General features: G+C 35.8%; 22 protein-coding genes, 1 pseudogene and 1 riboswitch. Of the genes and pseudogenes, 6 read left to right on the top strand and 17 right to left on the bottom strand.

Features of this window, described 5'->3' with window-relative positions; all coding sequences use genetic code 11:
• Position 1 precedes the first annotated feature (1 nt).
• Together ACVYAD_RS02520 and ACVYAD_RS02515 are read left to right on the top strand one after the other, a co-directional pair.
• Positions 2-283, top strand: coding sequence for an acylphosphatase (locus ACVYAD_RS02520; protein ID WP_197140733.1), 282 nt, complete (start codon positions 2-4; stop codon positions 281-283).
• 470 nt (positions 284-753) lie between these two features.
• Positions 754-1,461 (top strand): hypothetical protein, encoded by a 708-nt coding sequence (locus ACVYAD_RS02515; RefSeq protein WP_476424368.1) that lies wholly within the window; start codon positions 754-756, stop codon positions 1,459-1,461.
• A 637-nt stretch (positions 1,462-2,098) separates the two neighbouring features.
• Here the strand turns inward: ACVYAD_RS02515 and ACVYAD_RS02510 are convergent.
• Positions 2,099-2,806 (bottom strand): DNA alkylation repair protein, encoded by a 708-nt coding sequence (locus tag ACVYAD_RS02510; RefSeq protein ID WP_476424366.1) that lies wholly within the window; start codon positions 2,804-2,806, stop codon positions 2,099-2,101.
• A gap of 72 nt (positions 2,807-2,878) precedes the next feature.
• Positions 2,879-3,544 (bottom strand): annotated as a pseudogene (locus ACVYAD_RS02505) (MBL fold metallo-hydrolase).
• Positions 3,545-4,264: 720 nt separating this feature from the next.
• Here ACVYAD_RS02505 and ACVYAD_RS02500 point away from each other — a divergent pair.
• On the top strand, positions 4,265-4,381 hold the full coding sequence (locus tag ACVYAD_RS02500) for a YjcZ family sporulation protein (protein ID WP_349657852.1): 117 nt from the start codon (positions 4,265-4,267) through the stop codon (positions 4,379-4,381).
• 420 nt (positions 4,382-4,801) lie between these two features.
• Here ACVYAD_RS02500 and ACVYAD_RS02495 read toward each other — a convergent pair whose 3' ends face one another.
• Positions 4,802-5,065, bottom strand: coding sequence for a hypothetical protein (locus ACVYAD_RS02495; RefSeq protein ID WP_476424364.1), 264 nt, complete (start codon positions 5,063-5,065; stop codon positions 4,802-4,804).
• 231 nt (positions 5,066-5,296) lie between these two features.
• Here ACVYAD_RS02495 and ACVYAD_RS02490 point away from each other — a divergent pair, with 231 nt between their 5' ends.
• On the top strand, positions 5,297-5,629 hold the full coding sequence (locus ACVYAD_RS02490) for a DUF3139 domain-containing protein (protein ID WP_476424362.1): 333 nt from the start codon (positions 5,297-5,299) through the stop codon (positions 5,627-5,629).
• A 109-nt stretch (positions 5,630-5,738) separates the two neighbouring features.
• Here ACVYAD_RS02490 and ACVYAD_RS02485 read toward each other — a convergent pair whose 3' ends face one another.
• The 4 genes from ACVYAD_RS02485 to ACVYAD_RS02470 all read right to left on the bottom strand — a co-directional run bounded on the left by ACVYAD_RS02485 (position 5,739) and on the right by ACVYAD_RS02470 (position 9,511).
• On the bottom strand, positions 5,739-6,521 hold the full coding sequence (locus tag ACVYAD_RS02485; protein WP_476424360.1) for an ABC transporter ATP-binding protein: 783 nt from the start codon (positions 6,519-6,521) through the stop codon (positions 5,739-5,741).
• A 17-nt stretch (positions 6,522-6,538) separates the two neighbouring features.
• The gene (locus ACVYAD_RS02480; protein WP_476424358.1) at positions 6,539-7,522 is read right to left on the bottom strand and encodes a FecCD family ABC transporter permease; all 984 of its coding nucleotides are present in this window, start codon (positions 7,520-7,522) and stop codon (positions 6,539-6,541) included.
• The gene (locus ACVYAD_RS02475; RefSeq protein WP_476424589.1) at positions 7,519-8,526 is read right to left on the bottom strand and encodes a FecCD family ABC transporter permease; all 1,008 of its coding nucleotides are present in this window, start codon (positions 8,524-8,526) and stop codon (positions 7,519-7,521) included. Before ACVYAD_RS02475 ends, ACVYAD_RS02480 begins: the two co-directional genes overlap by 4 nt.
• Positions 8,527-8,608: 82 nt before the next feature.
• Positions 8,609-9,511, bottom strand: coding sequence for an ABC transporter substrate-binding protein (locus ACVYAD_RS02470; protein ID WP_476424587.1), 903 nt, complete (start codon positions 9,509-9,511; stop codon positions 8,609-8,611).
• A 620-nt stretch (positions 9,512-10,131) separates the two neighbouring features.
• Between ACVYAD_RS02470 and ACVYAD_RS02465 the strand changes: the two genes are divergently transcribed.
• Both ACVYAD_RS02465 and ACVYAD_RS02460 read left to right on the top strand, forming a co-directional pair.
• The gene (locus ACVYAD_RS02465) at positions 10,132-10,782 is read left to right on the top strand and encodes a 5-bromo-4-chloroindolyl phosphate hydrolysis family protein (RefSeq protein WP_349657846.1); all 651 of its coding nucleotides are present in this window, start codon (positions 10,132-10,134) and stop codon (positions 10,780-10,782) included.
• Entirely contained in the window at positions 10,779-11,843 is a 1,065-nt protein-coding gene (locus tag ACVYAD_RS02460) for a toxic anion resistance protein (RefSeq protein ID WP_476424355.1), read from the top strand. Before ACVYAD_RS02465 ends, ACVYAD_RS02460 begins: the two co-directional genes overlap by 4 nt.
• A 118-nt stretch (positions 11,844-11,961) precedes the next feature.
• On the opposite strand, the gene ACVYAD_RS02455 is transcribed toward ACVYAD_RS02460, so the two are convergent.
• The 10 genes from ACVYAD_RS02455 to ACVYAD_RS02410 all read right to left on the bottom strand — a co-directional run bounded on the left by ACVYAD_RS02455 (position 11,962) and on the right by ACVYAD_RS02410 (position 25,811).
• Positions 11,962-12,159 (bottom strand): DUF6501 family protein, encoded by a 198-nt coding sequence (locus tag ACVYAD_RS02455; protein ID WP_079562258.1) that lies wholly within the window; start codon positions 12,157-12,159, stop codon positions 11,962-11,964.
• Positions 12,160-12,862: 703 nt separating this feature from the next.
• On the bottom strand, positions 12,863-13,054 hold the full coding sequence (locus ACVYAD_RS02450) for a hypothetical protein (protein WP_476424353.1): 192 nt from the start codon (positions 13,052-13,054) through the stop codon (positions 12,863-12,865).
• 510 nt (positions 13,055-13,564) lie between these two features.
• Entirely contained in the window at positions 13,565-14,296 is a 732-nt protein-coding gene (locus ACVYAD_RS02445) for an amino acid ABC transporter ATP-binding protein (protein WP_476424352.1), read from the bottom strand.
• 11 nt (positions 14,297-14,307) lie between these two features.
• On the bottom strand, positions 14,308-15,033 hold the full coding sequence (locus ACVYAD_RS02440) for an amino acid ABC transporter permease (protein ID WP_476424350.1): 726 nt from the start codon (positions 15,031-15,033) through the stop codon (positions 14,308-14,310).
• Positions 15,034-15,213: 180 nt separating this feature from the next.
• The gene (locus ACVYAD_RS02435; RefSeq protein ID WP_476424348.1) at positions 15,214-16,080 is read right to left on the bottom strand and encodes a transporter substrate-binding domain-containing protein; all 867 of its coding nucleotides are present in this window, start codon (positions 16,078-16,080) and stop codon (positions 15,214-15,216) included.
• Positions 16,081-16,196: 116 nt separating this feature from the next.
• A riboswitch (Lysine riboswitch) is annotated at positions 16,197-16,381 on the bottom strand.
• Positions 16,382-17,051: 670 nt separating this feature from the next.
• Entirely contained in the window at positions 17,052-18,293 is a 1,242-nt protein-coding gene (gene odhB / locus ACVYAD_RS02430) for a 2-oxoglutarate dehydrogenase complex dihydrolipoyllysine-residue succinyltransferase (RefSeq protein ID WP_386828353.1), read from the bottom strand.
• A gap of 94 nt (positions 18,294-18,387) precedes the next feature.
• Entirely contained in the window at positions 18,388-21,210 is a 2,823-nt protein-coding gene (locus tag ACVYAD_RS02425) for a 2-oxoglutarate dehydrogenase E1 component (protein WP_476424346.1), read from the bottom strand.
• A 232-nt stretch (positions 21,211-21,442) separates the two neighbouring features.
• Positions 21,443-22,828 carry a HAMP domain-containing sensor histidine kinase gene (locus tag ACVYAD_RS02420; RefSeq protein ID WP_476424344.1) on the bottom strand — a complete coding sequence of 462 codons (1,386 nt, stop codon included), beginning with the start codon at positions 22,826-22,828 and terminating at the stop codon, positions 21,443-21,445.
• Positions 22,825-23,499, bottom strand: coding sequence for a response regulator transcription factor (locus ACVYAD_RS02415; RefSeq protein ID WP_386828350.1), 675 nt, complete (start codon positions 23,497-23,499; stop codon positions 22,825-22,827). Before ACVYAD_RS02415 ends, ACVYAD_RS02420 begins: the two co-directional genes overlap by 4 nt.
• A gap of 296 nt (positions 23,500-23,795) precedes the next feature.
• Positions 23,796-25,811, bottom strand: a complete 2,016-nt coding sequence (locus tag ACVYAD_RS02410; protein ID WP_476424342.1) for a diguanylate cyclase domain-containing protein — start codon at positions 25,809-25,811, stop codon at positions 23,796-23,798.
• Between the last annotated feature and the right edge of the window lie 451 nt (positions 25,812-26,262).

Genomic DNA, 26,262 nt, shown 5'->3' with positions numbered 1-26,262 from the left:
CTTGAATAAGCGAGCGCTAATTAAATTTTTCGGTGACGTTTATGGGACTGGCTACCGCTTTTTCATTAAACAAAAAGCAATTGAGCTAGGATTAAAAGGTTACTGTAAACTTAATGATCAAGAACAAATTGAGGTTGAAGTAGAAGGATCCAAAAAAGCGATAGATGAATTTTTAGTCTTTGTTCAAAAGGGTGTTAGCCCACAAGCAGATTCCAATTCGTTTGCATTAGAGCTTTTTGATGATTTAAAAGGCTATGCACGTATGGACTCAGACATTGTTTAATCTGGCTACTCCTTTTTTTGTAGCGTCATTATAGCTAGCTATTGTGGCCAATGAATGAATTCAGTGACGTTGCAGGCGCCAAATTTTAATTTTATTAATTAGGATTGGGAATAATACCCCAGTCCTTTTTATTTTCCCCTTCCATAAAAACCGCTGATGATTCATTGATTCCCCCCTATTTCGATTCCTCTTACTTTTTTAACACCTAATTTCAAATCATAGTTTTGACTTCTTTTGATATATCTTTTAATAACGGAAAACTTGCACTAACAAGCATTAATTTCTAAAGTGGTTGCATATGCCACTTCCCTATTCTGCTGCCCTAATGTATTGGAACTCGTTTTTAGCTGTTCTTGATGATTTTTCATAAATTTTCTTGATTCATCATAAAATAGAAAATATTTGAACAAAAGAGAGTAAATGCAATAACGGATTTCATGGATAATAACAGAAAGAACGGGGTGATTTACATGAAATTTATAAAAAAATTAAGTGTGATCGGACTGTCAGTATGTATATTGAGTATCGTCTTTTCTTCAGCCAGCATGGCAACAAAAATCGTTACAGATGAGCACCAGAATTCAGTAAACGAAAAAAATAAAAATGAAATTCATAATTACAAAAACAACTCCGCCAAAATATTAGCACAAGAAACAAAAACGGTGCTCATCAAAACAACAAGAGAAGATAAGTCATTATTAGAGAAAAAAACAAAAGAATTTGAAGAAAAAATGAAAATGGAACAAATAGCCTTAATAGAAGAGGGATTGAAAAAAGCAACAACGCTGCAAGATGTAGAAAAGGTAAAAAGTGAAGCAGCTAACTTATTAAAAAAAGAAAAAGAATTGTTTAAAGAAGAAAGTAAAAACTATGTAAAAAAAGTGACTGATACGGAAAAAGTGAACTTAGCGATGATTTCAAGTTCATATAAAACGATAAATGATGACTTTTTCACCTTTAACAAACACAGATTTTATTACTACGATGTAGATAAAAACGAACTGCTTTCAAATGATAAAGTAAATACTATAGAAGAGGTAAGAGCATTTGAAAAAAAACATAAAGAAGATACAATTGTAAAAGATAATCCAATCAACACTTTAATACTGTTCATTCTCCTTGGATCGTTATGTATTATTCCTCTTATCATAAGCAATAGACAAAAAAACAAAGCATGAGCTTTGTTTTTTTATTTGACCGTATTCGTTTTATGGAGAAATTAATACGTCATTTAAATGATTGTATTTTGAATCTCTCTCGCACTCGCATTAAAACCCTTGAGTCTTTAATTCTCTCAGCTATATGAAGGGATATCACCTTTAAGAGTGATTTCATTAATTTTATCCATTAAATGAGATGTTGCCTATTGGACAACTCTTACTCTTAATTGATTATTTGTGCAGATAAACTATAAAACCTCTTGCTTTTTCTATTATGTGTTGTATTTGTTGCTGCATGTTCTCATTCTTCTTTTTTTCTATGTTTTATTTAGTCGCTACCGCATTTAAAAGTAATTGTTTGTTGTGATCAGACATAACACGCCATTCTTTAACCGTTACTTTCATTTGCCTCCACATCCTTTCAAATGTTTGCTTCCAAACACTGTATGCCATTGTAGGCGCATATAGGACACTTCGTCATTGATTTATAATCTGTGGTAATTTATATGGCGCTATTTCAATCTTTATATAAAAATGAGGTCTAACACTTCTTGATTGCGGAAGTCTCTATCTGACTTTGCTAGCAAAATTAAAAGCCACACCTTGTTAGATGTGACTTAGGATGTTATTAGTTCGGATCAAAGCAAAGCTAATGTTAACATCTTACATACTTACGTTTGAAACCGATTCTTCCTCTATCCATTTCTTTTTGAATATTTTCGTAAGCATTTAAAAAACTTGTTTTTTTGTTGTCCCTTTTAAGTTCTACTACACCTGTTTCCTTTGCGGTCTCGATCGCCTTTTCATGTAGTGGCAAATACGAAATCCCAACTGTGGATAGAAAATTATTCATAGCAGATTTTGTTCTCCCTGGTGAATCGTGAATTGAACTTTTCACCATATCAAGCATATTGGAAATCTTGCTTTCAGAAAAATCTTTGTCTTTGCGATTCCCTAAAAGCCAGCAGTAGCAACTCCAACCCGCTGACATTTTTAGCTCGTCCCCACTTGCAATCCATTTATCAGAAACCTCTTGGGCAATATCTGACTCTGATAATGTTACTGCCACTACATAATCAGATAGCATATAAAAATACGCTCCATCTATCCAACGATCAAAATCCGATTCAGTCATTGCTTTTGGGTCTGCAATAATGCCTGCAAAATACATTGCATCATAGTTACCTGTAGCATAAAGCTCTTCAGCTAATTGTTGATTTTTTTTTATTTTCTTTGCAATGGGTTTCATAGCACCTGTAGCAACACCAAAAAGAGGCTCATGCGCACCATTGGATATATACATTTTTTTAGATCGTTCCTTACCGAGGGCTTCAAGCTCCTGCATAACAGTTTCGAAATCCATAGTTTTATACTTCCCTTCTTATTACTCTATACTTCTCAAGTATACATAGTGGCCTTTTTACAATTTAATTAACTAAGGTTCTGAAATTACTTTTTGAATCTGCTCATTACTTTTATCCTTACTCAGTCCTCCATGGTAACAAATCACAGATTCAATGTCGAGTTCTAGGTATTTCTTCAAAGAGTTTCAAGCTTCATCTATATCAAGTGCTGTCGGTATATGAATTCCCCCAATTATTCCGTTTACACTGTATATCGAATCTCCAGCAATTAGTGTTTTACTTTCTTTCAAATACAAGCTGATATGGCCAGGTGTATGCCCTGGAGTATGAATAATGCGAATCCCTCCGCAATACGGTAATACTTGACCATCTTTCAAAATATCATCCACCTTGCCCTTTGGTAGTTCCTTTAGGTGCCCATCCTTCAACAGAGTTAAATCCCCTTGAATATATGGCTTATCCAGTTCATGAGCATATACTTTAATAGTATTTCCATACTTCTGTAATATATCAGGAAGACTACCTATATGATCTAAATCTTGATGCGTCAAAATGACAACTTTTAATTTGTCAAACGGCACTCCTACCTTTTCCATAGCCACGCGTAAATCTTCCATTTGTCCAGGGAATCCAGTATCTATTAAAAAAGCCATTTCTTGATCCCATAAAAGAGTTGGATGAATAATATGTCCATGAAATTCAATATGGAGCATTTCTCCGCCCTTCGATATTTTCATAACTTTGGTCTCCTTCCAATTAGACTTTTTGATATTACAGTTGGATTTAATTACAAAATAAGTTAAAGAAATGAACCACTTTTGTATGTATACTGCTTATACTATTCATGATCACAAAACCTACTATTACATACAATAATATTATCTTCTGCTATATGCCCAAAAGTTCCTGCCAATATGGACTAATACCGAACAAAATTGTTTAACTTCCTTCAGTAAGTGAGTTACGTAGCGAAAGAGAAAGCGGGGCGGGGCGAAAACGAAAGCGAAGCGAAAGCGGGGCGTCAGCGATGTTGACAACACACGACTAAGTGACCAACATACGTTTGTTTCAAATCCTCTAGCGGATGTCACTCATAAGGAGAATAGTATAAGGTTCTTGTGCTATGTGTTGTCTCCTGCAAACAATAAATGTTTAGTCATTTTAAATTATTTATCTATCTACAATCAATGAATTTCGAAAGTAAACTCCCACGCGTATTGGCTTGCTTGCTTTCGCGGGTATTTGCTCTCCTTCCGCGGGTATTCACCTTCCTTCCGCGGGTATTTACCCTGCTTCCGCGGGTATTCACCTTCCTTCCGCGGGTATTGCTTTGCTCCGTGGGTATATGAATACTCGTGGAAGGATGTTACATCTTTTTCTAAGACAACCTATGATAGATATCTCACCTCCCATAGAAAACTATACATATTATAAATTACAGAAAGGAGGGAATTATTATGTCTCAGTCTTATGGTAATGGAGGATCTGGCTACGGTTCAGCATTTGCGCTACTTGTTGTTCTTTTTATTCTCCTAATTATTATCGGTGCTGCGTTTTTGTATAATTCGTATTAACGTACCTGACATATTTCATAGATATTTAATCCATAACATGACAATTATGAACTTCATACCTTTAATGAATTATACAAAATAATACATCTTTTTTCTTTCTATGGGTCACTACCCTTCGGTGGCCCTTTATATAATGCAATAACATGCAAAAAAAAGCCACTACTCGTTGTGAGTGTGGCGCCTTGCTATCGGTCCTAAAGTGGCCAAATTTTCCTCTCATGAGATAAGATATATCCTATGCTCTTTCCAGTTAGAAACTGTAGTTACTAGTCTAAGTCATTATGTAGTCTAGCTTCTTTATTATTGCACGCTAGTAATAACACACTTCTTGAATCTATCTCCCTCAGAATATGTAACAATCGAAAGTATGAAGCATATTATAAACCTAATTCAAATTGGATGTGACTTGATCTCACTATTTTATTCAGTTATTGATAACACAATGGTTTTATTGTTATTACAGTTTAGATTATTAGCTTTAAATTTTATACTCGTTGAAAGTAGCTGCAACATATTTAATTCGTTTGCTAGCTTTTCTAATTCAACTAAACCTTCACTTTGCAAATGACTAACTTCAAACTCTAGTTGATTTAATGATTTTTGAATTGATTCTATATTTTCCTTATATTTCTCTAAAATAATTTTAGTTTCCAATATCTCAACATTCTTTGTGTTCTTTAGCATATGGCAGACTCCCTTTCTTCTACATGAAAGCATCCCAAGAATTGGATATAATTAACACTATTATAATGTTGTTTATCTTATTAAACAATATTAATCTCTTTCAAATGAAATTAAAAAACTACATATAGTTAGATGTGACTATATGAAATATAAAGGACTATCTATAAACGACAAGACAATATAATAATTTTTAGAAACGAAAATAGGCAGAACTGTTTAGGGAGATGACGAATGAAAAAAATTTTGATCGTTGGGATAATCATTATATTGCTTGCACCATTTTGTACAGTACATATCCAAAAGCGTCTTTATGAAAAAAGAATCGAAAACTATTTGATCGAAGATATGTCGTATCGGAAGGAAGCTATCCAATCTATTGAATGTAATTGGCACTTTTCAGGTCTTCCTAGTTATTGGGTAAATGTTATTTTTTCTGATGAAACAAATATCGTCTATATTTATTTTGCTCATGATAAAGACCATATAGGGCAATTTGAGTATTATACAATAGATGGGACAACTCTTTCGCCAGAACAATTAAAGCATTTTAAGCGTTACGATTAAACTTAACTAAGGCGTGATGTGTATTCGAAGACGCTTTTTCGAAAAGCAAAAAAATAAAAAGATTGAAAACGACTGCTTCAATCTTTTTATTTCAAATGAAACTATTAATTTAAATAACACCTATTGGAATGCAAATGGGGGCTTGATTAACAGGGCTTTCGATAATTTTTGAATTGAGTCCAAATACATGTTGAATCATTTCTTCTGTAAAAATATCATTAGGCGTTCCCTCTTGATATATTTCCCCATCTGCTATACTAATTAAATAATCTGCGTAGCTCGCTGCTTGATTTAAGTCATGAAGCACCATTATTATTGTGTTTTTGTGCTTCTGATTTAATGCACGAAGTAATTCAAGTACTTCTATTTGATGTGCTAAATCTAAATATGTTGTTGGCTCATCAAGTAGTAATACATCTGTTTCTTGCGCTAATGCCATAGCAATCCATGCGCGTTGTCTCTGACCACCAGATAATGCATCTAATGTGCGATCTTTTAATAAGTCCATTTTTGTAGCTTTTAATGCTTCTTCCACTACTGCCTTATCTTTATCTGAATGACGTCCAAACAAGCTTTTATGTGGGTGACGTCCATATAGACATAATTCCTCTACTGTTAAATCTTCCAGTATTTCTGGTGACTGCGCTAAAAAAGCGAGTTGCTTTGCTACTTCTTTCGGAGAATATTGATGAATGTTTTTCCCATTTAAATAGACACTACCTTGTTTAGGTTTCATCAAACGACCTAAGGCATGAAGAATTGTCGATTTCCCACAACCATTCGCCCCAATGATGATCGTTATTTTCCCTTTTGGAATGTTTAAATTGATTCCATTTATAATCGTATTTGTTTCATAAGTCAGTGTTAATTCTTCTGCTGATAGTTGTGTCATAAAAGTCGATTATCCTTTCACTTATTTTTTTCACGTCTAAGTAAATAAAGAAAATACGGCGCACCAATGAGAGCTGTAACGATTCCTGCTGGGATTTCTACTGGTGGCATAAGTCCTTTTCCTAACGTATCAGCCACTAATAAAAATAAGGCTCCTAAAATAGCTGACATTGTTATAAATCTACGAGCGTTTGTATCAACAAGCCTTTTAGAAAGATGTGGCACTACTAATCCTATGAAGCCTATTGATCCGACAACTGCTACAGAAGCACCTGTTAAAATCACGCTAACAGAAAGGAAACTATAACGTAATAATTGCACATTTTCACCTAGGCTTGACGCCACCTTATCTCCCAATCCTAAAATCTCTAATTTTCGAGCAAATAATAGCATGATCGGTACCAAAATAAGGCAAGGGATTAAGAACATGATTTCGTTCCAGCTACGCCCCCATAAACTCCCAGTAAGCCAAAGCAATGTCGTATTAACATTATCAGGGAATTTAACGATGAAAAATTGAATACCCGCTTGGCATATCGCGCTTAATGCTATCCCTATTAAAGCAAAGGAGTGCGTTTTTGCGCCTTGCTTATAAGCAAAAACTAAAAGAATCGTTGCTACAGTGACCGCTCCTAAAAGTGCTGATATAGGCAACATGATTGTCAAAGCATTAGGTAGTAAAATCATGGAGGCAACTGCAAATAAGCTAGCTCCCTTTGTGACACCAACAACATCCGGAGAAGCTAGTGGATTCTTCAATATTATTTGTAAAATTGCTCCTGCAACTGCCAAAGATGCTCCCACGATAATCGCAATAATCATACGAGGTAAACGATAGTTAAACAAAATGAAAGAATTATCACTAGAATGTCCTATTAATATATAAAAAATATCGATAGGTGATATTGATATTGATCCAATTCCTAAACTAATAAAAGAAAACGCGAGCAAAATTATTCCACAGATGCTAATAAGTAAATTAGGCTTTTTCTTTCTAATCATTGCTTTATAAGTCGCTCCTTCCTTACTAAATACAAGAAAAATGAAGCGCCTATCAGAGCAGTAACAATTCCCACCGGTGACTCATAAGGAAATACGATAAAGTGAGACAAAATATCTGCATATAATAATAAAGTTGCCCCTAAAAGTGCCGAAATTGGAATGACCCGGCTATAATCTGGACCGACAAGTTTCCGTGTAATATGAGGTACAATTAAACCAATAAAACTAATTGGACCTACCACTGCAACCGAAGAACCGGCCAACATAATAACTAGTAACCCTCCAATTAGGCGAATCAATTGGACTCTTTCACCTAAACTGGACGCCATACTTTCTCCCAATGATAATATGGAAAATGAACGCGAAAGTAAAAAGGCTATTGCCAGTCCTATAATGATCCACGGCGATGCAACTTGTACATGTGTCCAATCTTTCCCATTCAGAGAGCCAACAAGCCAGTAAAGCACATCGGTTGCGCGTTCATTTAAAATAACGATAGCTTGTGTAATAGAAGAAAAGAAAAGATGAATCGCTGTTCCAGCAAGTGCTAGTTTGACATGTGTCATCTTCCTTCCAGAGGCGAATACATATACTGTTAGCCCTCCTAGCAATGCACCAATAAACGCTGCATACACGGTCATGGATGGACTCAGTGTTGCAAATAGTAGTGTAGCAGATGCTACTGCTAATGAGGCACCCGCGTTGACACCAAAGATTTCTGGAGAAGCAAGTGCATTTCGTGTAATAGCTTGCATCAATGCGCCAGCTACTGCTAATGCAGCCCCTACCATCACCGTAAGTATTGTTCGAGGTAAACGTAGTGTTTGAATAATCGTTGTTTCTCTTGATTGATCTATTTGAAAGATTGCATTAAAAATAGTATGGATGTTCATAATAGTCGAACCAACACTGAGGTGTAAAAATAAACCAATTAAAAGAAAAGATAGACTTAAAATTGTAACGACCCATATATTCAATGTTCGTTTAGAACCCATTGTTTGTATCACACCTTTAACTGAAAACATATCTAAAAATAAGTAATGCGAGAATGTTGGATTATCAACATTCTCGCTTTTAGTAAAGAAATTAATCTTTTAATTGTTTAACAAGGTCATCACCAATTGCTTCAGATGAAATAACCCCTCGATAACGAGTCCATAAATCGCGATCTACTACAAAAACTTTGTTTTCTTTTACAGCTTTTAAATTTTTCCAAAGAGGATTTGACTTCCAATCATCAATCACCAATTTGCCTTCATTCTGCGCTAACACTAAAATATCAGGGTCGATTGTTGAAAGTTGCTCTAAGTTGATTTCCACATAAGCTTCATTACTTTTTGCAGCGATTTCAAAGCCTAAAGTCTCTAAAAGTTCACCATCATAAGAAGAAGCAGCATGTCCTTGGAAAGAAGTATCACGAACAACTGCTGTTAAAATACTTTTTCCTTTTTCATCAGCTAATTCAGCTTTTAAAGAAGCCAATTTCTTATCGTGTTCTTTGAGGCGTTTCTCAGCTTCAGCCTCTTTATTTACAGCTTTCGCAATTATTTTGAATGAATCGATATTTTCTGTATATGTTGACTCACGACTATTCAATTCAATCGTTGGCGCTATTTTTTGTAAGTCCTCATAAATGTTTTTATGACGTTGTACATCCGCAATGATTAAATCAGGTTGAAGTGAGCTAATAACTTCCAAGTTTGGCTGTTCACGAGTACCAACAGAAGTGTAGTTTACTTTTTCGCCTACAAGCTTCTCAATCATATCCGTTTTATTATCATCTGCAATACCAATTGGTGTAATACCAACACCTTGTAAAGCATCCACAAAAGAAAGTTCTAAAACAACTATCTTTTTAGCATTTGTCGGAACTTCTGTCGTCCCCATTTCATGTTTGATACTGATTGATTCTGTTACATCTTTTGCATCTTTATTTGACGCCTCTTTTGAATTGCAACCTACTAATAAGAAAAGCATTGAAACAACCATTAGTAAGCCAATCGTCTTTTTGTTACACTTAAAAAACACTTGAAAGCCTCCATCAATTCATTTGATAACAATTATCATTCTCCTTTTATATCACCATATTCACTATGTGTAAATAGTTTTATATAAAAAATATTTTTTTACTTAACAATCCTCATATTCTCAAATTTTAACAAATTTTTATTATTTCTACTTTATTTTATATGTTCGATTCTCATCACTCACAAAAAATCAAATATTAAACGTTTCACTAACACAAAATGACATTCAAACGACTGAGAATTCATTACGTTAAAATTTGTACGAAAGTGAAGAAAGGCAAACAATTTGCGAATTATATGAATAGCTACGATTTGATTATGCAATAATAAAAAATCTTTGATAGTTAAAGTTTTCAACCACTTAATGAGTATCTGGAACTAGCGATGTCGATTTTTGATTTGTCCGACTTCTTTCCGCTGTGCCTATTAAAAAGATAAGGAAATTCCCTCTTCTAAAGTAATATCATTGAGAAACTTTACAAATAGCAGTAAAATTTATGTAAGCTTTATTTTTCATTGAAACTTTATGTCGATTATTTCGTATAAGAAGATAGACATATTTAAATGCTAGGAGGAAGAAACATGCTCAGTGTCGGACAGTTTTTCTCTAGACATACCGCTAGCCTCTTATTTTCTATCACAACTGTTTCTATCGCAGCATTTGCGGCAACACCAGGATACTTACTTGGTAGTTTATTGTTCGCTGGAACATACGCGTCAAGTACGACGTTGTTGAAACATAGACAGAAAAAGAAATTCATGCAATTAGCCGGTATAACAAAAGAAGAATACAAACATATTGAAACACAACTTAAAGCAGCCAATAAAAACATCCAAACATTAAGCCAAAACTACTTACGTGTACGTTCTGTTTCTGCATTTAAGCAATTACTCGAAATGACACGTATTTCAAAAAATATCGTGAAAATTGTTAAAACAGATCCACGAAAATTTTATAATGTTGAACAGTTTTTTTATGCACATCTCCCATCCGCTGTTGAATTAACGGATAAATATACGATGTTATCAAGGCAGCCTGTGAAAGATAAGGAAATCCAAATTACATTATCTAAAACAAGAGAAACACTTACAGAATTAAATGATACGATTCAAATTGATTTAAAAGATGCACTTTCTAACGACATCGACCATCTTCAAATGGAAATCGAATTTGCGAATCGTTCCAATATACGACGAAAAGAACAATTGGAGTGGCGAGGCGATGATAAGTGACGGCAAATGATCACGCATTTCAACTAAATACAATACAAGGTATTTCCCCTCTTGTGCAATCTTATTTAGAGACTACAAATAATGAGGCGATGGCGACGTATGACACGCTTTCGCCTTTTGCACAAAGTCGTGCACTTTTATTTGCTAGTCAGCTTGACCTTACAAACTTCGAATCAGTCCTGTCCTTAGGGCAAGATTCGCAACGATCACTTTCTCAATTTGCTGATCGAATGCTTGCACAAGTAAAACAAAAAGACGTCACAAAAATTGGCCAAATGCTAGACTCGTTAATGCATACATTAGACCGAGTGGACCCTAACGCATTAGAACCAAAAAAACAGTCCTTTTTTAAAAAAATGTTTGGTAAAATTGAGCCTACTGTTAAGCAAACATTAACGGAGTTTGAACGTACTAGTATCCAAGTAGAGCGAATTGGTGTTCAACTTGAACGTGCACAGCTTCAAATGATTAAAGATGTAGAAATGCTAGAAGAACTGTATGCTCATAATAGAGGATACTTTGAAGAATTAGCGACAGCTATTGCAGCTGGACAAATGAAGAAGCAGCAGGCCATTGAAGTAGAACTTCCAGAAAAAGTGACAAGTGTACAGGCATCAAAACAACCACTAGCTGTCCAACAGTTAAATGATTTTGCCGCTCAAATCGAACGTCTAGATCAACGTATTTATGACTTACAAGTATCGCAGCAAGTTGCCTTACAAACTGCGCCACAAATACGCATGATCCAACAGTCCAATCAAACACTAGCGGAAAAAATAGAATTTTCAATCGTTACCCTTATTCCACTTTGGAAAAATCAGTTAGCTATGATGTTGTCTATGCATATGGATCATCGCTACGCACAGCTAGAGGAAAAATTATCTCGTGCAAATGATCGTTTTACGAGCCCTTCCTTTGCACAGCAAGTATCAAAATTCAAAGAAACACAGCATGAGCTGAAATCAGCTATCCAAGATGTTTTCGCCCTTCATACAGCTACCGAGCAGGAAAAAGAGCATCTACAAGAAGTTGCTGAATTAAAAACCTTTAAGCAGGGATGATTCCGTTTAATCAACAAAAAAGGGTGGCTCAGAAATCATCTGAACCACCCTTTGGTTTTCACTCAAACCTATTGAATGAAAAACCGTACTCAATTACGCAAACGTGAAATTGAATTGCTTATTCAAAATAATCTTTATAGTAGCCACCGATATTACCAGTGTTATCGATAATAAAAACGAACTCTTCTGTTTCATTTTTCACATCATATTGTTGCCCTACTGTTAATACGTTTGACACTAAATATTTTGATGCATTTGTATGCTTACAAGTAACTGTACGTACTGTTGGAGCATCTTTCCATTTTAAATGTAACATAATCTCTCTACCTCTCTTTACTAGCACGAAGCTAATGTATACAGCTTATTTTATAATATTTTTGTCCGCTTGTGGAGAAAAAAACCATAGATGACCATATTTTCTCCGTAACTATCCATTTTTTTACCCATATCCATTTCTCATTGGCGTAAAAGGTGCTGTCGCACAGATAAACAATGCGTCTGAGGACATGTCTTCATTCAGTAGAAATTTCACTGTAGCTCTCATCCCAATACATGCAGAGATGGGAGTCTAAATGAATGGAGATTACTAATAAAAAAATTTATTTCGAGGTGTTAACATGAGCTTTGGTGGTGTACCGCAATGGTTTTTTATCCTGGCCGTTGCATTTGCAATTTGCTTTATTTTATACGCAGAATGGAATTCTAGAAAATAAAGGATCCTATACTATTGTAAAAAAATAAAATGTACATTACTAAATTCAATTTTAGTAGTGTACGTTTTTATTTTTAAAAGTCATTCAATTATTATAAGAAGTATTACGGACTGCAGCTCGAAAGGCTAAAAGAGAACAGGCTCATCAGTCGCTCATGCCATTTTACTTTGATATTCTGTTTAGAGACTTGAAAGTTTAAGTTACAATAAAAAATTTTTTCATGGAAGTTTCCTTACTTGTTTAAATCTCTCATATTTCTCATTAATCTCAATTTTTTTCGCATCTGCTTGTGCGGGATAACTTTCCTCAATTGCATTTGTCCAAACATCTTCCACCTTCAATTCGAACAATTTCGCCTATGATTATAGGTTTATTTGTTATGTCCTCGTTTGACTTTGAAATCTCTTTATCGAGTTCTTCTTCATTACCACTTTTTTGACAGCCTAATAACCCGATTGATAAAAATATGAGAGATAAAATTAAGCTAAATTTTTTCATTATCATCACTCCTTATTAGAATGAATTTCGTGATTTTCGTTTCAATAAAGTGAAAATAATTATATAAAAAAAAGCATTATCCCTCTTGAAGAATAATCCCATTAGCTTAAGTACAGCACATTAAAACCTTATTCATATCTTTTTCATTTACTAAAACACTACCATTTTCATCAATAATGAAATCAACCTCGGCATCAGTAAGCCTTTCTATCGCTGAATCAATCATTTCTTGACTTTGTGTTTATGAATCAACCCATACGTTATAGCTTTTTTCTTGCGAACATCCAAGTAATAGAACACTAGTTACGGTAAATAGAATCCATAATTTTTTCAAAATACTATCTCCTTAACTGCATAAAATTGACGCTACCAGTGGAAGAATGATCGTTAATCGGAGTGGCCCAGATTATATCTTAATCACAAATAAAAGCTGAACAAATTTAGTTCAGCTTCATTGTTACACATTATATATTGACTAGTAATAAAATTCGTTTGTACTTATTTTTTTTGTTATTTTAATGTCCGTTTTAAAAACGCTTTTGTCCGTTCATGCTGAGGGTTTACTAAAACCTGAGCTGGTGGGCCTTCCTCTACAATAACACCTTTATCCATAAAGACAACGCGATCGGCTACTTCTTTGGCAAATTCCATTTCATGTGTAACGATTAACATCGTATTTCCCGAATCCGCTAGCTGACGCATTACCTTTAATACTTCCCCTACCATTTCTGGATCAAGAGCTGACGTCGGTTCATCAAAAAGCATTACTTCTGGGCTCATTGACAATGCTCGCGCAATCGCTACACGCTGCTTTTGACCGCCAGATAGCTGTCGAGGCTTCGCATTAACGTATTGATCCATACCAACAATTTGTAAATATTTTAGCGCAACTTCCTCGGCTTCTGCCTTCGAACGCTTTAATACTTTCATTTGACCAACTGTGCAATTTTTTAGGACATTATGGTTATTGAATAAGTTAAATTGCTGGAATACCATGCCTAAATGTGTACGGTATTCTTGGATATTATGCTTTTCATCTAAAATATTTTCACCTTTATATATAATTTGACCACCACTTGGTGTTTCCAGTAAATTAATGCAGCGTAGTAATGTTGATTTACCTGAACCTGAAGAACCGATTAAGCAGACAACCTCGCCCTTTTCTACTTGAAAATTTACATCCTTTAACACTTCGTTACGCCCAAATGATTTACTTAAATGCTCTATATTAATTACTGTCATTTATTAGCCCCCTATACTGCTTCTTTCTGTTCTTTTTGGTAGGCATCTGGTCCATCCAGCCGTTTTTCTATATACAGTAAAATTCTTGATGCTGTGAATGTCATGATGAAATAAAGGACACATGCTACAAAGAAGGATTCGAAGTAGCGGAAGTTATTACCTGCAATCGACTTTGTTTGGAAAAATAATTCCGTAACTCCAATAACGTTTAAAACTGCTGTATCTTTAATATTCATAATTAATTGGTTACCTGTTGCCGGCAATATATTTCGGGCAACTTGTGGTAATACAACATGTAGCATGATTTGAACATGATTCATACCTATAGCAGATGCAGCCTCGTACTGCCCTTGATCAATGGAAACAATTCCACCTCGTACGATTTCTGCCATATAAGCACCTGTATTTAGTGAAACAACTACTATACCTGCCGTAATAAAGTGCATACTAATACCAAATGCTATATCTAAGCCGAAAAATACAACCATTGCTTGTACAATCATTGGTGTACCACGGAAGAATTCGACATAGCAAGTTAGTATAAAATTAATGAATTTCAAGCTATAAAATTTTACTCCCTTTTTACGAACTTTGATGGTATGCATAATTCCAATAAAAAATCCGATAAGTGCACCAATAATTGTACTAATAACCGAAATAAGTAATGTATAATACGCACCTCGTAAAAACATTTGCCAGTTGTTCTCAACAATAGAAATAATCCATTCAAGACTCATGATGTTCCTCCTAACAACGTCGTGTTGCTTATTCGTTACAATCGTCTTTGCTATCTACCATTTTCATAAGGCCCCTGTTTCTTTTATCTTATGAATCAATTAGCTAAGACATTATTATAATTTAGTAAGATTCTAATATAATGATATTGCACGGACTAGTAACTAGCCCGCGCAATTATATTATTGTGCTGCTGGTTGTTGGTGAATGGCTTCTTCCATAATTTTTTGGCGATCATCTTCAGAAATACCTTTTAAGATTTCATTTATCTTCTCAAGGTTTGCATCACCTTTACGTAAACCAACTGCGATCGATGTATTTGAAATGTCTGTATCGAAGCCTTTTTCAAATTTTACATATGTTAATTTATCGTTTGCAGCTGCAGCGGAAATACCTTCTGGACGTTCTGCTACATAGCCATCAATTTTTCCAGCTTCTAATGCTACTCGCATTGCTGGGAAGCTATCCATTGCTGTTTGTTTTTTTACATCTTTGATTTGATCAATAACAGTGTAGTTAGATGTATTTAACTGTGATGTAATTTTTGCACCAGAGAAATCTTGGATAGATGTTGCTTTTTCATATTTACTACCTTTTTTAATTACCATTACAAAATCAGACGTATAGTAGTTTTCTGTGAAGTCGATCGTTTGCTTACGTTCCTCAGTAGGTGACATACCTGCAATGATAGCATCGATTTTATTTGATTGTAGAGCTGGTACTAAGCCATCCCATTCCAATTTTACGATAACCAATTCTTTTCCTAAGCCTTCAGCTATCTTTTTCGCCATTTGTACATCATAACCGCCTGCATATTCTGCATTATCGGCAATTTTTACTGCACCATTTGCATCACCTTGCTGCGTCCAGTTAAATGGAGCATAACTTGCTTCCATTCCGATACGGAATTCGCCGCCAGCTTCCTCGTTGTTCGTATTGGCCCCCTCATTACTAGATGACGACGGCTCCTTCTTGTCACTTGTACCACATGCAGCTAGCAAAATTGCAGTCACTACGGTCAACATTACTACTAACCAATTTCTTTTCATGTAAAACTCCCCCTTTTTCTGTAAAAAAATAAGACAACTGTACTAAAAAAGCCTAAGCTCTGAACTTAGGTCTTACTTTTTCAACAGTTGCCCAAATCCTCACTATAATTCCATCATTCCGAGATAGCACAACCTAGTAAACCTGGAAAAATCCACTAGGACAGTCCTGCACTTATTCACTGCAGGCCCAGCATAAAAGTACGAGCTCCTTTTACACTTCGGCGATAGTTCCTTCTTCATTGCGTCTTCGCTTGCTTGTACTCAACAATGAACTAATAAATACCGCGCCTCTACCTCACAATAGAAAAACGTGAGGTTTGAATATTTAATTGATTATTAAGATACTACTATAAAACTAACTTATTCGTCAAGATAATTTCGTTACTTTTCTGACTAATTACAATATTAGGTTTTTTTATCCTTTTTAAAGAAAATCCGCAAATAATTAATACTTAACATACTTTCTATTAATTCAAAAGAAATTGTTAATCAGTAAAAATAATAGCCTTTATACTATATGCAACTTGGTGAAGCTTTCGAAAGCGGTGGGATAACCTGCCCATTGATTCGATTCTTATCCATCGGTCTCGGTCCGGCTCCTCTTTCCGTCGTATCAATTGCTTTATCTGTCGCTTCGTTTTCTTACCGTCACTTCGGCTCTTTTATCCGTCGGTCCGGCTTTTCTTTCCGTCGCTTCGGTTCTACTTTCCGTCGCATGACTTCCTTTCCGTCACTTTGACCCTTTTATCCGTCATTCTGGATCCTCATTCCGTCGTATCGATTGCTTTATCCGTCGCTTCGGCTCTTCTTTCCGTCGCTCTACTTCCTTTCCGTCACTTCAGCCCTTTTATCCGTCATTCTGGATCCTCATTCCGTCGCTCCGATTACTTTAACCTTCTCTTCCTCAAATATTCCACACAAGAAAAAAACCTTGCGAAACAAAGTTCGCAAGGTTTTAAGAAACTCAGGAATTAAGAATTTAATAATAAATCTTCTGGGTTTTCAAGTAGTTCTTTAACAGTTTTAAGGAAGCCTACAGAATCTTTACCATCGATAATACGGTGGTCGTAAGAAAGTGCTAAGTACATCATTGGGCGAATTTCAACTTCACCATTCACTTCAACTGGACGTTTTTTGATAGTATGCATACCAAGGATACCAGCTTGTGTACCATTCATGATAGGTGTAGACATTAATGAACCGAATACTCCACCATTTGTAATTGTGAATGAGCCACCTTGAAGATCACCTAAACCTAATTTTTTGTCGCGTGCTTTTTTCGCTAGATCTGCAATTGAATCTTCAATTTCTGCAAAGTTTTTGCGGTCAGCGTCACGTACAACTGGTACTACTAATCCTTCTTCTGTCGATACAGCTACACCGATATCGAAGAAGTTGTTTAAGTGAATTTCATCACCAACGATTTGTGCATTCACATATGGGTATTTTTTAAGTGCTGCAACTACAGCTTTTGTGAAGAATGACATGAAACCAAGTTTAGAGCCAGTTGACTCGAAGAATTGGTCTTTTTTACGAGAACGTAAAGCCATAACGTTTGTCATATCTACTTCGTTAAATGTTGTTAACATTGCTGTAGATTGTTTTACTTCAAGTAAGCGTTTTGCAATTGTTTGGCGACGACGGCTCATTTTTTCAATTGTCACACGTGAATCATCAACAGCTGCTACTGCTTTAGGTGCTGCTGGAGCTGCTTGTGGTGCTGCAACTGGAGCTGTACCATGAGCTGCAACGTCTTGTACACGTACGCGGCCTTGTGGATCTACTGGAGATACAGCAGCAAGGTCAATACCTTTTTCACGAGCAAGTTTACGTGCTGCTGGAGACGCGATTACACGCTCACCAGAAGTTTCTACTACAACTGGAGCTGCTGCGACTGGAGCAGGTGCTGCTTGTGGTGCTGCTGGAGCTGGAGCTGCCTCAACTGGAGCTGCTGCAACTGGAGCAGGTGCTGCACCTTCGCCAGCTTCTACAACTGCGATTACTTGACCTACAAGTACAGTATCGCCTTCTTCAGCTAAAATTTGAGTTAAAACTCCTGCTTCTTCAGAAATGATTTCAGCGTTTACTTTGTCTGTTTCAAGTTCAACGATGAATTCACCCTTTTCAACGCGATCGCCCACTTTTTTTACCCACTGTGCGATACTACCTTCTGTAATCGATTCTGCTAATTCAGGGACTTTAATTTCAGCCACTTTCATTTCCTCCTTTAATTAACGTGCATTGGTGCACATCAATGGGCTACTGCCTAAGCAAGTAGCCCGGCTCTCAAAAATATTTAATATGTGATTATTTAACCTTTACAGGCTCAGCAACTGCTTCTTCTACAAGTGCGGCTTGAGCTGCTTTATGAGAATCTGCATCACCTTCAGAAGTTGAGCTCATTGCAGGACGGCCTACATAACGTAGCTTTTTACCTTCTGAAAGGTCGTGTAATGTTTCTAATGCATAATTCCAAGAACCTTGGTTTTTAGGCTCTTCTTGTACCCAAACGATTTCTTTTACATTAGGATACTTAGCAATAATACCAGCAACTTGCTCTTTTGGGAATGGGTAAAGTTGTTCTACACGAGCAATGTGTAGGTGATCGAATCCTTCACCGTCTTTAATACGGTCTGCGATGTCGATCATGACTTTACCTGAACCTAAAACAATGCGTTCTACAGCTTCTGGTTTTGAACCTAGGCCTGGTTGTTCAATTACTTCTTGGAATGAACCATTTGCTAATTGATCAGCATTTGCTGCAGCTAATGGGTGACGAAGTAAGTACTTAGGTGATACAACCACAAGTGGACGAACGCCTTCTGTACCTAATAATGCTGCTTGACGACGTAATAAGTGGTAGTAGTTACCTGCGTTTGAACAGTTTGCTACGAACCAGTTATTTTCAGCTGACATTTGTAAGTAACGTTCCATACGGCTTGAAGAGTGTTCTGGACCTTGACCTTCATAACCATGTGGTAACAGGATTACTAAACCAGATTTTTGACCCCATTTAGCACGTGCACCTGAAATAAAGTTATCGAACATAACTTGTGCCATGTTAGCAAAGTCACCAAATTGAGCTTCCCATACTGATAATACATGGTCGTTTTCTAAATTGTAACCATATTCAAAGCCCACTACCCCAGCTTCTGTAAGTGGAGAGTTGTGTACTGTAAATGATGCATTTGCACCTGAAATATGGTGAAGTGGCGTAAATAAATTACCATTGTTTTTGTCATGTAACACTAAGTGACGTTGAGAGAACGTACCACGTTGAGCATCTTGACCTGTAAAACGTACTGGTGTGCCATCTTGAATAATTGTTGCATAAGCTAAAGTTTCTGCATGACCCCAGTCGATTTTTGCAGAAGCAAATGCATCACGGCGTTTTTCTAAAATTTTGCCAAGTTTTTTCTGTGGTTCAAAGTTTTCTTCAAACACTAAAAGCTCTTCATTAATTTTCCCTAGACGTTCCGCACCAACTGCTGTATCAATTTGTGGGAATTCTACTTTTAATTCTTCTGGCATTTCTAAATGTTTATGTTCATCTTTATCTGCCATTTCTTTTACATGATCATAAGCCGCTTGCATTTCTGCATAAATAGCTTTATCTAATGCAGCTACTTCATCAGCAGAAACTACACCTTCAGCTGTTAATTGAGCACCGTATAAAGCACGAACTGGTTCATGTTTAGAAACTAATTTATACGTTTCAGGGTTTGTTACAGTTGGGTCATCCGTTTCATTGTGACCATGACGGCGGTAACCCATAAGGTCAACGATAATATCTTTACCGAATTTTTGACGGTAGCTAGCTGCGAAACGACCAACTAGAACTACAGATTCAGGGCTATCTGCATTTACATGCACAACCGGTACTTCGTAACCTTTTGCAGGGTCAGAAGAGTAAACAGATGAACGAGAGTCATGTAATTCAGTTGTAAATCCAATCATGTTGTTAGCAATGATGTGGATTGTACCACCAGTAGTGAACCCTTCAGTTTTTGCAAAGTTTAATACTTCTGTTACGATCCCTTGACCTGGGAACGCAGCATCACCATGCACAAGAATTCCTAATCCTTTTGTGCGGTTATGAATAGCTTGCCCTGGTTTAGAAGTGTCATCTTGTGCAGCACGTGCAGTACCTAAAACAACCGGATTTCCTACTTCTAAGTGAGAAGGGTTGTAAGCAAGTTTAACATTCATACCAGATTCACGGTTGTAAGAAGCACCCATGTGGTATTTTACATCACCAGTCCAGCCTTTAGTAATTTCAAGGTTACCGTCTTTTGGCATAAATAATTCATTAGAAACATGTGCAAAATCAGAGAACATCATGTCGTATGGTTTATTTAAAATGTGTGTTAACACATTTAAACGACCACGGTGGGCCATACCAATACGTACATTTTCAACACTATTTGTTTCAGCTGTTTTCAAAATTTCATCGAATAGGATGATTTGAGTATCTAAACCTTCACCAGAGAAACGCTTTTGACCTACAAAAGTTTTATGAATAAACTTCTCGAAGTTTTCAACACGAGTTAAACGGTCTAATAAAGCTTTTTTCTCATCAGAAGCTAATGGTTGTTTAAATGAACCTGTTTCAATTTGTGCTTGAATCCAATCACGTTCTTCTGTTGCTACTACGTGATTATATTCAAATGCCACTTTATCTGTATAAACAGATTTTAAGTAATCGATTGCATCCTTACCATTTTTCACGTTTGCTGGCACATCTTTGAAGAAGACAGCTGCAGGAATTTCAGCTAAATCTGCAGCGCTTAAGTTGAACGCGCTTTCTTCAATTTGAGCTGTTTGTAGTTCACGGTTTTTCAAAGGATAAATATCTGCCGCTAAATGACCGTTTGTACGGATTGCATCTGCTAATTTCACAGCTGCTAACACTTTCTTGTAATCGCCAGCAGGAGCTGCTGCATTACTAGCTACAGCTACTTCACCTTCTACTACTACTGGTGCACCAAATTGTTGGAATAATAATACTAACTCCGGTTCTACTTCTTCAGGAGACTGTAAGAATAAGTCGTATTGCTCCATCACATATCCTAGGTTAGGACCAGAGAAAGCTGACCATGGAGAACTTACAGTTGTAACGTTGTTCGACATGAAAAATGACCTCCAAATTTTGCCTTTCGGCAGTTCCATTAATTAAATTACAATTAATTATATAATATTTTTCCGCTCTTTAAAAGGATGTTTAACACAACATACCCATAATTTAAAGAACGTTTTTTCCATCTCAATCTTACTACTCTTCACAAAAAATACAACTCTTTTTAGCAAATTAAGCAATTTTTTTCCCAAAGGCTAGAATAATTAAATAAAGCGTCTATTTTTCTCAATATTTTAGCGGGAATTTCATCAAGAAAACGGTTCCAACATTTTTTCTACTCTTGACTTCTATAGAGCCATTGTATTTTTCAAGTAACATTTTTGTAATACTAAGCCCTAAGCCTGTTCCTCCGATTCGACGATTTCTTGCCTCGTCGACCCGATAAAAGCGATCAAAAATAAATGGAATATTTTCTTCCGCTATACCAATCCCATTATCTTCCACCCTAAACAATACTTCCTTCTCGGAAACAGCAAGTGAAATTTGAATGTCAGGAACTATTTCACAATAACGAATAGCATTCTCTATTATATTGCGAACAATTTGGCTAAGTGCATTTTCTGTTATAAATATCCGACCTATTTCTTCTTCTTTCGACAGCGTTATTCGAGCTTCTGGATGAAGGAGTCTCGTCTCTTCTATAACCGCTTCTATAACAGCTACTGCATCAGCCTCACTATCGCTATCTTTTTCCTCACGACGAGCAAGTTCTAGTAATTCTTCGATCATTTTTCGCATTCGTGCAATTTCCGTTAGCGAAGTATCAATAGATTCCTCTAAAATTTCCGGATCATCCTTTCCCCATCTTTTCAAAAGGGATAGATGCCCTTCAATTGCCTGAATAGGCGTTCGCAATTCGTGAGAGGCATCTGCAACAAATTGTTGCTGCTGCGCAAATGATATTTGCAATTCATTCATCATCGCATTGTACATTTTCAATAAATCACCTATCTCATCATGAGACGTGTAAGTTAATTGAATCGGTTCATTAAATCCTTTATCCATAACGGTTTTCATCGATGATCGTAACGCCCGTAATGGTTTCATCAAATAATTGGCAAGATAAAAACCAATAGAAGCTGATAACAACAATGCTCCTATGCCCGCTATTAACATTGTCGTCAATAAATAATGCATCAAAGACTGGAACTTTGATAAAGGATGGATCACCTGAATATATCCTTGAAAGAAACCAAGTTGAATCGGTTCATTAATGACAATGACATCTTTTTTATCAATTGTCATTTCAATTATTTCCCCCATTAAGGTAAGAGGTGCAGCCTCAAAAGTATCATTAATACCAAAAATCGGAACACCATATGAATTAAATATTCTAATCGTTTGATTACGATCAGCAATAGAATCTATAAGACCTTTATTTTGCTGAATTTCCTGAATGGTAAGATTGGGTCCTTGTGACTCTAAAAAATACACCAAATCATCGCTTGTTCGTTTGATTTTACTTACCTCGTCATTTGATAGCCATGTATGAAGTGAAATATATACGACAATACATATAATAGTATAGCTAAAAAATATAACAGCACTAGAAGTTAGCATCCATTTTCTTTGTAATGACTGCTTGACTAAATAATCTTTCCATTTTTTCATTCGCGCATCACATATCCAACCCCACGAACGGTTTCAATATAAGCATTCGTATCACCCGGTAGTTTTGTTCGCAAATGCCGAATATATACATCTACGACATTTGTCTCTATATCCGTATCATACCCCCAAACAGAGGTTAAAATTAGCTCTCGTGTACATACTTTGTTTTTATGTTCTATTAATAGTTTTAGTAGATCATATTCTGTTTTCGTTAAATCAAGCTTATTCCCTTGTACAAAAACTTCATAGGCCGCGATATCCATTTCGATATCTCGAAAATGTAAAGATTCCCCCATTTTTTCATCCGGTGTCACTCGACGTAAAATAGTACGAATTCTAGCTAATAGTTCTTCAATAGCAAATGGTTTTACTATGTAGTCATCTGCTCCAGCATCCAAGCCAGCTACACGATCCATCACAGCATCTCGTGCCGTTAGCAATATAATGGGTACCTGTGATTGCGAACGTATCCGACGACAAATTTCAATTCCATTGATCCCTGGAAGCATCACATCTAATAACAGCACATCAAAATTTTCAGATGCAGCTAGCGCAAGTCCTTCACGTCCATCAAAAGCTACCATTACATCATAGCCTTCATGCTTTAATTCTAGCTCTACAAAACGAGCGATATGCTTCTCATCTTCCACCAAAAGTATTTTTTTAGGCATTTCATCACCTTCTATTCCAAATTAACGATAAGGTTTTTTCCTTAATACGGTTATAGCATACCATCAAACAAAAAGCCTGTACCACAAGCAACTACTTGTAATACAGACTTTTTTTAATTTCTAAATAAATTTAAAGCCCTTCGCGATGTCACAAATGCGGAAAGGAGTTTTTTTGCGCAAGCACAAAACAGATTTCGGATACATTTTTTATCTTTAGCGAAAGCAAAGCGGCAGCTACAGATGTTTTCTGTAGCGAAAGCAAAGCGGCAGCTACAATTATGCCGAGGCATAGTAGATTAAATGTCAGTAATATAGTGATTATTTTTTCCGATTTCCTTCGCTTTATATAAAGCTTGATCTGCTAATTCTAGCAATCCATTTAATGTTTGACCGTGATCCGGATAATAAGCGATACCAATGGAGGCTGTTGGAGAAAAGTAATGTTTTTCAATCGTCCAACCTTTTTTTAGTTCATTACGGATTCGATTAATAATATCCATCATTTGAGTATCCCTCGTCTCACCATCCCGAGTTAAGCCTGTTAAGACGACAACGAATTCATCGCCACCCATTCGAATCACTAAATCGTGGTTACGTACCGCAGTAATTAAAACTTGACCAAACTTTCGGATAAAATCATCTCCCGTGTCATGGCCATGCTGATCATTTACAGTCTTAAAATCATCCCCATCGATATAGAGCATAGCTAAACACTCATTATGTTCTTTTGCTTCTGCCAATATTTTTGGGAACTCCTTGCTTAAAAAACGGCGATTTGGTAATTGTGTTAATGTATCATGATAGGCTAAATATAATAGATCATTCTCTCGTTCCTTACGATGAGTAATCTCACGAGATACCATCATAATTTGCGAAACTTTTTCGCGCTTTGGATCATGAACAACAGTTACGTTTCCTTCAGTCCAAACAGGCGTACCGTCCTTCGCCTTTAGTAGAAGCTCAAATTGTTTTTCCGTTTGACCCGAAAAATTATTTAGAAACGTTTGCCAAGCCTTCTTACTTTGTTCATCTACAATATCATTGTAAAACTGACCTTGTAATTCTGCATTTTCGTAGCCTAAATACAACTCATAAGAGGGCGAGGCATAAATAATGATACCGTCTTCGTTTGTAATGACAATTAAATCATTTGTATTTTCTGTAATTAGACGGAATGTGCGTTCAATATTTTTCAATTCCGTTAACATTCTTTTCTTGTCCGTAATATTATAGTTAATGGATAAATATTGTTCTGTCTCGCCAAATTCATTTTTCAATGGAACTACAGTTGTCTCTACCCAACAATCAGCATGGAATTTTGTACGATAGCATAGCTCCCCTCTCCAAACACTCCCCTTCCTAAGTAATTGTACTAACTCTTTAGTATCGTTACGAGGCTCGATTAATTCTAAAGAAGATTGACCTATTAGCTCTTCTGCAATGTAGCCTGTTGCATTTAAAAACAAATCATTTACTTCTAATATTTTTGCATTTTTATCTAGAACAGCAATGGAAGCTGCAGAATTGAGAGCGGCCTTAAACACCTCAAAACCATGAGATTTTGTGCGTAACTCTGCCTTTTGTTCGGTGAATTGTGTGAAATCCTGCATGATAAGAAAAATAGCAAAAGAGTTATCCCCCTGCATAACTGGGGATAGTGATACTAAATACTTGCGCTCTTTTTTATCTAGTGTATGAAGCTTAATGAGTTTTTCGCCAATATTTTTGCCCATAGCTGCTTTTTGTAAATAGTTCTGTATATTTTCCACTTCATCTTTAGGAACAATTGGTAAATCAATGAATAACTGCTGTTTAACTGTTTCAGTATCTAATTCAAAGTCTTCTGTAAAGCTGGAATTCACTTCATAAATAGTCCCTTCAGCTGATAAGATGACCGTTGAAAAGAAGGCGTGATCAAACATAGAGCGCAGAAATAAAAACTTATCTTCGATGCTACGATCATAGAGAATCTCTTTAGTTATAGCTAAAATATAGTCTTCTTTATTATGTTTAAGCGGACGAACAGATGTCTCATATTTACGAACCTCTGATTTATAATAGGCATAATCCACATAATCCACTTGACTATGCATTGCAATCGCTCGATTGTAATTTTCTTGAATTGTAGTGAAATTACGACTTTGGGTAAGGGAAGAAAGCATTTTCCCAATCGCCTCTTGTGGAAAGAAAGCTCTAGCTGCTTGATTTAAGCGAATATATTGATAATCGTCTCCCACTTTTTTCATTAAAAAGACAAAATCTTTGCCAATAAATAATTCATTAAATAAGACTTCGCTTAAAAGATATTTCATGCTGTCACCCCATAAGTCGTTAATAGTAATATAGAATTTTCATATAGTTTTTGTTCATACAAAAAAATCAATACTACTATTATAACATAATTTAAAAGAACTACCCTTCTCGAATTGGAAAATTTATATCCTTTATAGGGTAATTTTTGATATTTTACCTCTTTTGAAGAAATAATATAATCCTAAAGAAACACTATTTTATTCAAAAATTGATATTATAGACTTAATACTATACAAAATTATACATTAACAGTTTTTAACTATCTACCCGATTGCCTATTTTTCGGAATATTCTGACACAGAAACTTATTTTTTGTTTTAGCGAGGAAAATGATTGCATAAAGCAGTGTGATTGTTATATTATATTAAAAAAACTAGCCTTTTTTCGGTATGGTCGAAAAATCAGTAAGACAGCGGGAGATTATGGTTATCATAGTTTGAACGTCTAGTT

Source organism: Lysinibacillus sp. G1-3, from assembly GCF_056322905.1.
This window is presented reverse-complemented; position numbering and strand designations above follow the sequence as displayed.

Excerpts from the sequence above, each read along its gene's own strand:
- ACVYAD_RS02465 (WP_349657846.1), top strand. The coding sequence starts at position 10,132 with ATGCTCAGTGTCGGACAGTTTTTCTCTAGACATACCGCTAGCCTCTTA.
- ACVYAD_RS02410 (WP_476424342.1), bottom strand. The coding sequence starts at position 25,811 with ATGAAATATCTTTTAAGCGAAGTCTTATTTAATGAATTATTTATTGGC.
- ACVYAD_RS02490 (WP_476424362.1), top strand. The coding sequence starts at position 5,297 with ATGAAAAAAATTTTGATCGTTGGGATAATCATTATATTGCTTGCACCA.
- ACVYAD_RS02435 (WP_476424348.1), bottom strand. The coding sequence starts at position 16,080 with ATGAAAAGAAATTGGTTAGTAGTAATGTTGACCGTAGTGACTGCAATT.
- ACVYAD_RS02440 (WP_476424350.1), bottom strand. The coding sequence starts at position 15,033 with ATGAGTCTTGAATGGATTATTTCTATTGTTGAGAACAACTGGCAAATG.
- ACVYAD_RS02450 (WP_476424353.1), bottom strand. The coding sequence starts at position 13,054 with ATGAAAAAATTTAGCTTAATTTTATCTCTCATATTTTTATCAATCGGG.
- ACVYAD_RS02470 (WP_476424587.1), bottom strand. The coding sequence starts at position 9,511 with ATGGTTGTTTCAATGCTTTTCTTATTAGTAGGTTGCAATTCAAAAGAG.
- ACVYAD_RS02415 (WP_386828350.1), bottom strand. The coding sequence starts at position 23,499 with ATGCCTAAAAAAATACTTTTGGTGGAAGATGAGAAGCATATCGCTCGT.
- ACVYAD_RS02510 (WP_476424366.1), bottom strand. The coding sequence starts at position 2,806 with ATGGATTTCGAAACTGTTATGCAGGAGCTTGAAGCCCTCGGTAAGGAA.
- ACVYAD_RS02515 (WP_476424368.1), top strand. The coding sequence starts at position 754 with ATGAAATTTATAAAAAAATTAAGTGTGATCGGACTGTCAGTATGTATA.
- ACVYAD_RS02500 (WP_349657852.1), top strand. The coding sequence starts at position 4,265 with ATGTCTCAGTCTTATGGTAATGGAGGATCTGGCTACGGTTCAGCATTT.
- ACVYAD_RS02480 (WP_476424358.1), bottom strand. The coding sequence starts at position 7,522 with ATGATTAGAAAGAAAAAGCCTAATTTACTTATTAGCATCTGTGGAATA.
- ACVYAD_RS02455 (WP_079562258.1), bottom strand. The coding sequence starts at position 12,159 with ATGTTACATTTAAAATGGAAAGATGCTCCAACAGTACGTACAGTTACT.
- ACVYAD_RS02425 (WP_476424346.1), bottom strand. The coding sequence starts at position 21,210 with ATGTCGAACAACGTTACAACTGTAAGTTCTCCATGGTCAGCTTTCTCT.
- ACVYAD_RS02495 (WP_476424364.1), bottom strand. The coding sequence starts at position 5,065 with ATGCTAAAGAACACAAAGAATGTTGAGATATTGGAAACTAAAATTATT.
- ACVYAD_RS02445 (WP_476424352.1), bottom strand. The coding sequence starts at position 14,296 with ATGACAGTAATTAATATAGAGCATTTAAGTAAATCATTTGGGCGTAAC.
- ACVYAD_RS02420 (WP_476424344.1), bottom strand. The coding sequence starts at position 22,828 with ATGAAAAAATGGAAAGATTATTTAGTCAAGCAGTCATTACAAAGAAAA.
- ACVYAD_RS02485 (WP_476424360.1), bottom strand. The coding sequence starts at position 6,521 with ATGACACAACTATCAGCAGAAGAATTAACACTGACTTATGAAACAAAT.